The organism is Micromonospora sonchi (assembly GCF_014646235.1).
GTDB lineage: Bacteria > Actinomycetota > Actinomycetes > Mycobacteriales > Micromonosporaceae > Micromonospora > Micromonospora sonchi.
Window position 1 is genome coordinate 77,175 of sequence record NZ_BMNB01000028.1, and the last position, 9,992, is coordinate 87,166.

The 9,992-nt window shown below is 71.0% G+C and carries 7 protein-coding genes and 1 tRNA gene; 5 read left to right on the forward strand and 3 right to left on the reverse strand.

Translation table 11 applies throughout. From position 1 onward, the window contains the following. Positions 1-5: 5 nt before the first annotated feature. The 3 genes from IEY61_RS24325 to IEY61_RS32220 all read right to left on the reverse strand — a co-directional run bounded on the left by IEY61_RS24325 (position 6) and on the right by IEY61_RS32220 (position 6,067). A complete protein-coding gene (locus tag IEY61_RS24325; protein WP_189048237.1) occupies positions 6-1,001 on the reverse strand; it encodes an AAA family ATPase in 996 nt (331 codons plus the stop codon). A gap of 24 nt (positions 1,002-1,025) precedes the next feature. Further along, positions 1,026-3,647, reverse strand: a complete 2,622-nt coding sequence (locus IEY61_RS24330) for a fibronectin type III domain-containing protein (protein ID WP_373293210.1) — start codon at positions 3,645-3,647, stop codon at positions 1,026-1,028. Between the two features lie 209 nt (positions 3,648-3,856). After that, positions 3,857-6,067 (reverse strand): tetratricopeptide repeat protein, encoded by a 2,211-nt coding sequence (locus tag IEY61_RS32220; RefSeq protein ID WP_373293208.1) that lies wholly within the window; start codon positions 6,065-6,067, stop codon positions 3,857-3,859. 207 nt (positions 6,068-6,274) lie between these two features. Here IEY61_RS32220 and IEY61_RS24345 point away from each other — a divergent pair. The 5 genes from IEY61_RS24345 to IEY61_RS24365 all read left to right on the forward strand — a co-directional run bounded on the left by IEY61_RS24345 (position 6,275) and on the right by IEY61_RS24365 (position 9,842). Continuing rightward, a tRNA-Leu gene (locus tag IEY61_RS24345) sits at positions 6,275-6,358 on the forward strand. 387 nt (positions 6,359-6,745) lie between these two features. Then, entirely contained in the window at positions 6,746-7,048 is a 303-nt protein-coding gene (locus tag IEY61_RS24350) for a hypothetical protein (RefSeq protein WP_229706407.1), read from the forward strand. After that, complete coding sequence (locus IEY61_RS24355; protein WP_229706408.1) at positions 7,038-8,066, forward strand: tyrosine-type recombinase/integrase; 1,029 nt, start codon at positions 7,038-7,040, stop codon at positions 8,064-8,066. Before IEY61_RS24350 ends, IEY61_RS24355 begins: the two co-directional genes overlap by 11 nt. Before the next feature lie 302 nt (positions 8,067-8,368). Next, entirely contained in the window at positions 8,369-9,115 is a 747-nt protein-coding gene (locus IEY61_RS24360) for a GNAT family N-acetyltransferase (RefSeq protein WP_229706409.1), read from the forward strand. Positions 9,116-9,251: 136 nt separating this feature from the next. After that, positions 9,252-9,842, forward strand: coding sequence for a DinB family protein (locus IEY61_RS24365; protein ID WP_189048243.1), 591 nt, complete (start codon positions 9,252-9,254; stop codon positions 9,840-9,842). Positions 9,843-9,992: the final 150 nt, after the last annotated feature.

The following is a 9,992-nucleotide window of genomic DNA, read 5'->3' on the forward strand; positions in this document are numbered from 1 at the left end:
GCCGGTCAGGGGTGCGCCGGGGCCGGCTGGCCCGACGGCAGCGGCACCGGCACCGAGGCGACGGCCTGACGCAGCACGTCCACGGCGGTCACCCCGCGCACCTGCGCGTCGGGGGTGAGCAGCAGCCGATGGGCGAACACCGGTTCGGTGAGGGCCTTCAGATCCTCGGGCATGATCCAGCCGCGACCGTCGATCAGCGCGTACGCGCACGCCGCCCGGGTCAACGCGATCACCCCACGGGGGCTGACCCCGACGCGGACCTGCGGATGGGTGCGGGTGGCCGCCGCCAGCCGCACCGCGTACGCGTACAGCGGTTCGGCGATGTGCACCCGGAGGGCCATCCGGACCATCTCGCCGACGGTGGCGGTGTCGGTGACCGCGGCGAGCGCCTCGGGGGAGCGGACCGTCGCCCCGCGCAGCACCTCCACCTCCACCGACTCGTCCGGATACCCGACGGACAGCTTCACCAGGAAGCGGTCCAACTGCGCCTCCGGCAGCCGGTAGGTGCCGTCCATCTCCACCGGGTTCTGGGTGGCCACCACCAGGAACGGCTGCGGCACCGGATGCCGCACCCCGTCGACGGTGACCGTGCGTTCCTCCATCACCTCCAGCAGCGCGGACTGCGTCTTCGGCGACGCCCGGTTGATCTCGTCGGCGATGACGATGTTGGCGAACACCGGGCCCGGATGGAACTCGAACCCCCGGGTGGCCTGGTTGAAGATCGTCACCCCGGACACGTCCGACGGCAGCAGGTCCGGGGTGAACTGGATGCGCCGCCACTGTCCCTTCACCGTCGCCGCGATCGCCCGGGCCAGGGTCGTCTTGCCCACCCCGGGCACGTCCTCCAGCAGCACGTGCCCCTGAGCGAACAGCGCGGTCAGCGCCAGCCGGACCACCTGCGGCTTGCCGAGCACCACCGCGTTGACGTTCTCGGCCAGCCGGGCGGCCAGGGCGGCGAAGCCCTGCACCTCCTGCTGGGTCAGCGGCTCGTGGCTGTTCACGTGGTGCTCCTTGCCTGAGGTGGATCAGCAGGTGGGCAGGACGTTGATTTTGTCGCCGCCCTCCAGGTTGAGCCAGGCCCACGGGATGTAGTTGCGCCCGTTGTACTCGACCCGTACCCACCAGGTGCTCTGCTTGTCGTTGTTGTAGACGTACGCGTAGACCTCTTCGCCGCGGATCTTGCAGTACGCCTTCAGCCGGGTAGTGGGCTTGGCCCAGCCGACCTGCCGGTCGTTGTCCTGCCGGGGCACCGAAAAGATCTCGTTGCCGTTGCGACCCTCGCGGTCCCGGTCGCAGTAGGTGCGCTGCTCCGGCTCGCTGCCGTTGACGCAGGTGGCGATGCCGTACAACGCCTGGGTCTCCTGGGCCCGACTGGCCGTGCCCGCACCGGCGGCGTTGGTCGCCGTCACCGTGAACGTGTAGCTGGTGCCCGGCGTCAAACCGGTCATCGTGATGCTCGAACACGGGCCGCTCTTCGCCGGCTGACCTGAGCGGCTCAACGTGCAGGTGGCCTTCCCGCCCCCGGCGTCCACGGTGAACGTCACCGTCGCCTCCGTCGCGGTCGCCGACGCCCCGGTCACCGTCACCCGCGGCGGCGCCACCGTCCGCGCCGTCGTCGTCGCCTCCGGGCCCTCACCGGCCTCGTTGACCGCCCGGACCCGCACCGTCACGTTCTGCCCGTCACCCAGGCCGCCGACCGTGGTCCGAGTGTCGGTGACCTCGCTGCGGCGGCCACCCACGTCCACCACGTACCCGGTCACCGGCCGGCCGTTGGCAGCCGCCGACGACCACTGCACCGCCACCGTCCCCGGCTGGTCGGCCACCGTGCTCGCGACCAGCTCCACCGGCTCGCCCGGCAGCGTGAACGGCACCACGGTGTTGCTCACCGGCGACGCCTCCGAGGCCGCGCCCTTGTCGTTGATCGACACGACGGTGAACGCGTACTGCGTGCCGTACTCCAGCTCACCCGCCTTGACGACCAGCTCGGTGCCGGTCGCCTCGCCGGCCGGAGCGTTCGTGCCGTCCGACGTGGCCGTCACCGCGTACCGGGCGATGCGGTTGCCCTGCCCGTTCGCCTCCGGCCAGCTCACCACCACCGTGCCGTCCGGCCGAGCCTCCGCCGTGGCGCTCGCCGGCGCGTCCGGCACGTCCGCCGTCGGCGTCACCGGGTTACTGGTCCGCGCCGGCCCCGCACCCTTGGCGTTGACCGCGTGCACCGAGAACTCGTACGTCTCGCCGTTGGTCAGCTCCTTGACCTCCACCGACCGCTGGTTCGCACCGACCTCCAGCCGCTGCCCGGCGCCCTCCACCACGTACCGGATGATCTCGGCACCGTTGGCCGCCGCCGGCCGCCAGCTCACCCGAGCCTGCGCGTTGCCGGCCGCCGCGGTCACACCGCGCGGCGCACCCGGCTTGCTGACCTGTGGCTTCTTCTTCTTGGGCGGCGGTGGCGGCGGCGGGGGCTCCACCGGCGGCGGGTCACCACCGAGCACGTCGTTGGCGTACTTGTCGACCTCCCGCACCTCGTGCCGGTCGTTGACCACCCGCGCGGTCGACGCGTCCGGAGCGTTGATGAACAGGTGGTTCTCCCGTACCTCCAGCTCCAGCGGTCCGCTCCACCGGCCCCGGACGGTGTCCACCAACTGCCCGGCCGAGTCGAACGCGTACACCACGCCCGCTGCCTCGTCCGCGCAGTAGAAACGGCCCGCCCAGGCCACCGCCGGGCTGAGCCGGTCGCCCTCACCCGGCACCGGGAACGAGAGCACCTCGCCGCCGTCGGTGATGGCGTGCACCTGGCGCTGCCCGACCACCGTCACCGGCACCACCGGCCCGCTGGTACGCGTCGGCATCGTGCCCGGCCCGGTCAGCGTCTCCGCCAACGCGGTACGACGCACCGTGCCCGCCACCACGGTCACCAGCGTCCCGGCTGTACGGTCCAGCACCGCCACGCCGTCGTCCAGGGCGGACACCACCAGCTCGTGGCTGGGCTCGGCCACGTCGTGCGTCTCCACCCGCCTCGGGCTCACCTGCGGGCTCTCGGCCGCGTTCGACGGCAACACCGCCGGACTGATCGCGGAAACCGTGCCCTCGGCCGGCACCGCGATCCACAGTCGACCCACGCCGTCGAACGCGCCACCGGTGATCCCTGGCGGATACCGCACCGGTTCACCCACCGGCGCGAGCGACCGGGGGTCCAGCTGCCGCACCACTCCTTGGACCGCGTCCACCACGAACGCCGCGTCCTCGTGCAACGCGACACTCACCCCCAGCCCGGGGGTTGTCGGCGTGGTCGCGGTGATCTGCAGGGTGGCCAGGTCCAGGGTGCTGATCTGGCCCGTGTGCAGATCCCGCAGCACCAGCACCCGGTCCGTCTGCACCACCTGCATCGGATGGCGCCGCGCCCCGGCCACCTCGGTCCGGGTGTCCACCCGGGCCGTCACCCCGTTGACCCGGGCCAGCTCGCTGCGCGCCGCGCTCCACAGCCACGAACTCGCGTCGTAGCTGGCCACCGCGTTGTCCGCCGACCCGAGGCCGAGCACGGTCAGACCCATCGCCGCGAGCAGCGCCAGCACCGTGGCCACGGTCACCAGACCACCACGCAGGCGCGACCGGGAACGGGTGGTGCGGATCGGACCGGCCTCGTCGATGCTCGCCACAGCTGGCTGCCTTCCGTGTCGTCCTGGCAGGTGGCGCCCCGTGACGGCAGCCCCTCCCCTGAGCCGGGAGCCATCATATGGTTACGCTGAGGACGCCGGGAACCCGCACCGTCCGACTGTGGACACCCAGCGTGGCGTGTCGTCGGCGTGTCCGGCCACGACGATCGGCCCAGGTTGATCGCCTGGGCTGCTCCCGGCGGTCAACCCGGAGTGCTGTCGGCCTCCCGCGACGTGCACACCTGGCTGGAGGCGGCCAACTGGTCGGTGTCGTAGACGGCCAGCACGGTGAAGCAGTAGTCCACCCGGGAACTCAACCCGTTCACCGTGTAGGTGCTCTGCCCGGCGCCGACCGTGGCCATCATCCGCAGCGGCAGCCCGGCCCGCCCACCGGCCACCACGAACGGCACCAACCCGCCCGATGGGTCGGTCCAGGTCAAGGTGATGGTCGTCGCGTCGTCGCGCAACGTGAGGTCCGTGGGTGGCGCACCCGATTCCGTCGCCGTCGAACCGGGCGTCGTGTCCGGCGGCGCGGCCCGGCGTTCCAGGAGCAGCAGCCCCACCCCGACCACCGCGGCGACGGCGACCAGGACCGAGATCAGCGCCACCACGATCGCCGTACGGCTCCGGCTCGGCTCCGGCTCCGTCGCCGGCATCGCCAGCGGGCCCTGGTACGGCGCGGCGACCGTCGGCGGTGACAGCTGTCCCCAGCCGGGCGGAGGGGGGTACGCCGACGGCGCTGGGCCGCTGACCGGAGGCGGCGCGTAGGCCGGCGGTGTGGGTGCAAACTGCTGGGCCGACCCGTGCGGTGGCCCGCCGAGAAGATCCTGCTGTGGCAGCCGCGTGGTCGAGGCATCCGGCCCGGCCGCAGGTGTGGCGGGATATCCCGGTACGCCCGGCGGTGGGTGGTACGGCGGACCCGGCGGCGTGCTGATCGGTGGCGTGCTGACCGGCGGTGCGCTAATGGGCGGTGCGTTGATGGGTGGCGTGCTGATCGGCAATGAGCTGACCGGCGGTGCGCTGATCGGTGGTGCGCTGACGGGTGGTGCGCTGACGGGCTGTCCGGGTGCTGGCGGCACACTGACCGGCGAGAAGGCTGGCGGGCCGCTGACCGGTGGGGCGCTGACTGGCGGGCCGCTGACCGGGAGCGGCATGGCGCTACCCGCAGCCTGTTTCTGGGTCTGGCGTGCGGCCCGGGCCGCCTCCTCCTCCAACAGCGGATCGATCTGCTGAACCCGAATCGTCGGCCGGGCCCACCCCGGATCTGCCGGGGACTCGGTTCCACCGCCGCCCGGCACGGAGCCGCCCCCGGGAACGGGCGGTACCGCCATCACCCCGGTCTCCTCCTCGGAGCCGCGCTGACCAGGGACCACCCCGGGTGATACGTGAGGCGCGGGCGAACCGGGCGGCGGCCCGTACGGCACGGTGGGTGGCGTGACCAGCGGTTCATGGGTGGGCCGGGCCACCGGCGTCGCCGGTGCCGAGGAGACTGGCGGCACCACCGGAACCTGCTCGCCCGGCGGCACGGCCGGGGCGGCTTGGTCGTGGTACGCCGTCCGGGCATGGGGAACCACCGGAGGCGGCGGTATCACCGACGCGGGCGGAGGCACAGCCGGCGGCGGCGGAACACCAGGCGGCGCCGGTGGTAGGGCCGGCGCCGGCGGGACAACAGGTGGTAGCAGGACCGGCGCAGGCGGAACACCGGGCGGCGCCGGCGGTACGGCCGGACTGGCCGGCGAGGTCGGGGCGGCGGGCGTGGTCGATATGACCGGTGCCGGCGGCACTACGGGCGCGGGAGGAGCGGCAGGGGGGCCGGACGCTGGGGCCGCCGCCGGTCGGGTGGGCGCCGCCGTCGACGCGTCGTGCGGCTTCCAGGCGGTCGACAGCACGGCGAGCGACACGGTCGGCTCGACCAGCACCCCATGATGCGGCTGACCAGCCGGTTCCGGCGAAACGATCGGGGGGACCGGCGGCTGTGGGACGGGAGCGGCATCGCCGAGATACTCCCGTGCCGCGCGTACCGCCGGGTGGTCGGCACCGAGCACGGCGGGGCCGGCGGCGGCGACCCGGGTGTAGTTGCGGCGGGCCTCGTGGCGGTTGCCCAGCTCGTCGGCCACCGACCCCAACTCGTAGGAGAGCGCCAGCATCAACGGGTCCGCATGCGGCCACCTGCGCTCACCGGCGGCGAACGCCTCCTCCAAGACCCGACGGGCCGCACTCGGATCGTCTGCCTCCCGATGCAGCCGAGCCAGCAGGTGCGCGGTGCTGAGCACGTCGGGATGATCCTTGCCGAACGGCGGGCGAGCGGACTCGACCGCGTCGGTCAGCAGGTCACGGGCAGCGGCGAGGTTACCCGCCCCGCGCAGCGCAAGAGCCCGCTGCTGGATGACGGCCAGGGGAGAGGCATGGGGCACGTGGCCATGCTGCCGGGTACGGGGGCTTGACCGCTACCCGACCCACAGGCGGTGCCGCCCCCGCCCCGTTTCGCACTGCCCGGACGGCTCGCGCATGCCGATGTGCATGATCCATCTGCGGCGTGTACAGTAACTCCCCGTGCGGCCCGCTGGGCGGCCTACGGGTGGTGGGACCACCGAGGCCGGCGCGGTAGGCTGTGCAAGCAAGTCCGGGTGGCGGAATGGCAGACGCGCTAGCTTGAGGTGCTAGTGCCCGTATAGGGCGTGGGGGTTCAAGTCCCCCCTCGGACACCGGTTTTGGTGGAGTTCCACCAGGCATGAACCAGATTCGATTCCGTGCTGGTATCGGGCCCGCATACCTGCGATAACACCTGATCATCCTAGGCATCGGCGGGCTGTGCGTCACGGTCGGCGCGTAGCGGCGTTTTCGCGGTTGGGCTGGTCATGACACGAACTGGCCGCGACCGTGAGCAGCTCATCAGTGTGCTGATTCCGGCACCGCTTCCCGGCAGACTGCGACCCCATCCGGCGCCGCTTCCGGCGCTTCCGGCACCGCTTCCCGGCAGACTGCGACCCCATCCGGCGCCGCTTCCGGCGCTTCCGGCACCAGATTCGGCAGCCGACGTTTCTCCGGACTCGGTGCTGATCGGTGTGGCGCGTGCGGACCGGTCCGGTCGGGTGACCGAACGGGGCCTGTTGGACGCGCTGGGCTGGCCGCCGGGCCACCGTATCGACGTCCACCCACACGACGGCATGCTGGTGATCACCTCTGCGCGAGCTGGCCAGCAGGTGGTGGGCAGCCGAGGGGAATTGCCGTTACCGGCCAGCGTGCGGCAGATGTGCGCGATCGTGCCGGCACAGCCGCTGCTGCTCGCCGCGATCGTCTCCCATGATCTGCTGGTGATCCATCCGGCCAGTACCGTCACGCGGCTGCTGACCGACCTTCACACCCAGGTGATCGGTGGTCGTCGTGTCGGCTGATCCCGCCCGCGTCGCTACTGCCCGGCAGATGCTGGCCCATCTGGGCGTCACCCTCGCCGATCTGCAGGCCGAGCCCGGTCCGGGCCTGCTGACACTGGCCGAGTACCTGCCCCAGGTTGTCGCCGAGGCCGGACCGGGCACCCGCCGCACGTATGGCACCTACTGGCAGCGGATGGCCGACGTCTGGGGCGACCGCCTGTTGGACGCGGTCGCGGCCAGCGACATCGAGGCCATGCAGCGACAGGCCGCGGCGACGGCCCGGTCGCGGCGTAACAGCCGCAGTGGCCGGCACGCCGGTGAGCTGGTGATCGCCGCTGCCCGGGCGATCTATAACCGGGCTATCGCCGACGGGCTCATCGATCCCGCTGCCAGCCCCGCCCATCGGGTGGTCAAGCCCCGCCGACTACCGAGCACCCGCCGCGCCCTGACCCCCGACGAACTGAAGGAGATCAACCTTGCCGCTCGTACCAGCGGCAACGACGTCATCCTCGACGCTCTTCTGCTGCGTCTGCACACCGAGACTGCCTGCCGCCGTGGCGGCGCCCTCGGGCTACGGCTGACCGACCTGAACACCGGCCGCGGGCTGGTGCGGCTGACCGAGAAGGGCACCACCCTGCGCTGGCAACCCATCACCCTCGACCTGGCCGCCCACCTCGACGACCACGCCCGCGCCCGTGGCGCGGTACTGCCCACCGACCGGCTGCTGCGCTACCGCAATGGTCGGCCGATCACCAGCCGTCGCTACGACCACCTGTGGAAACGCATCGGCGAACTACTGCCGTGGGTGGCCGGCCAGGGCATCTCCACCCACTGGCTACGCCACACCACCCTGACCTGGGTCGAGCGCCACTACGGCTACGGCATCGCTCGTGCCTACGCCGGACATACCGACTCCACCGGCCCGGCCACCACCACGTACATCAAAGCCGACCTGCAAGCAGTCGCCACCACACTGGCCGCCATGACCGGCCAACCACACCCGCTCGCCGCCGCTGCGGACCGCGTCTGCGGGCCGTGAGGGAGGCGCACCTTCCGTTGGGGAGGCGCAGGGACGTAGACGGCGTACGGGCTTCGGTGCAGAACCAGGTACGCCAGACGTACACACGCTGAGACGTCTGCCGCTTCGGCTCCGTTGGCGGGCTGCCGACCCAGTGACCTCGATCCCCTCCGCTCACGCTGAGTTACCCAGTCGAGTCAGGGCGGCGCCCGGATTGCGGCCAGATGAGGATGGGCAAAACGCTTGTCGGGCAACGAGCGCCGGTGGGATCGTCTGTCGTGATGCTGACTCGTAGTGAACTTCTCGCCTTGCATGATCAGCAGGTGCGGGGCACCATTGCCTCGCGGCTGCCGAGCAGTTGGAAGCCGTCGTGGGACGGACCGGTCCTGCAGATCGCCACCCCCAGCCGAGGGTTCGCCTTCGCTCAGAACCTCGATGGACTTTCTGTCGAGGAACTGGACGCGCTCATCGGTCGAGTGCGTGACCGCAGCGCCGCGCGCGGCCAAGCGGTCGAGTGGAAGACGTACGGCCACGACCGGCGGGATCTCACCGAGCGGCTACGGCTGGCCGGATTTGCGCCGGAGGACGAGGAAACCGTCGTTGTCGGTATGACGACCAACCTGATTGCTGCCGGGGAAGCCCCCGATGGCATCACGGTCCGCGCGACGACGGAACTGGCCGACCTGCATCGGATCGCGGCCATGGAGTCCGCCGTCTGGGACGCCGACTGGTCCTGGCTGGCCGATGACCTGGCCGACCGCATCTCCTCGGCCCCGGAGAACATCGTCGTGCTCCTCGCAGAGGCCGCAGGCGAAGTCGTATCGGCGGCCTGGCTGGTCATTCTCCCCGGTACGGAGTTCGCCGCCCTGTGGGGCGGCTCCACCCTCAGACAATGGCGAGGCAAGGGCATCTACCGCGCGCTGGTCGCCCGCCGCGCGCAAATCGCCGCCGACCGGGGCATCACCTACCTCCTGGTCGACGCGTCCAAGGACAGCCGACCCATCCTCCAGCGCCTAGGTCTACAACCGGTCACTACCACCACCCCATGGGTATGGAGCCCGACCACCTGAGCGAGCGCCACAAGGGCAGATGACCAACAACACACCATCGGCGGCAGATGCGTATACCGGCCGGTCTAGCCGGGCGCTGATCTTGCAGGCAACGCCCCGCAGAAATGGCTCGGGCACATAAGGAAGACTGGCAGGCATGGCTGATCTGGGCGACCCGAAGGCTGCGCTGCACCACTACCTCCAGGCGACTCGCGATAACTTGATCTGGAAGCTCGACGGGCTGAGCGAACGCGAGGCCAGACTGCCCCGCACCGCGACCGGCAACAACCTGCTGGGAGTTCTCAAGCACTGCCTCAATGTCGAAGCCGGCTACTTCGGGCCTACCTTCGGGCGTGAGTTCCCGATGCCTGAGGAACTGGTCCCCATACAGGCGTTCGAGGAGGACCCGCAGGCAGACTGGTACGCGCGGGAGGGCGAGACGAAGAATGGGCTGATCGACCTGTATCGCCGTGTCGGGGTGTTCGCGGACCAGACGATCGAACAGCTACCCCTTGACGCGCCAGGGCAGGTGCCGTGGTGGCGCCCAGGCGAAAGGGACGTGACGCTGCACAGGATCATCATCCACGTGACCTGCGACCTCGCCCGTCACGCCGGTCACGCCGACATCATGCGCGAGCAGCACGACAGGGCGATCGGCTTGCGGCGGGAGAACTCTGGCGTCCCCCACGACTATGACTGGCCGGCGTACGTCACCAAGCTGACGAAGCTCGCTGACCGGTTCGGTTAGAGCGTCCGCCAGTAGGTGACGGTGAGGACGTGGGGTAGTGAAACGGGCACGAAGTCGGTGATCATCGAGTTGTCTACGCTCTGTGATCACTGGAGGCTTCGTGCCCGCCGTCCCATCATGCATCCTCGACCCGTTTCGCGCACAGTTCCT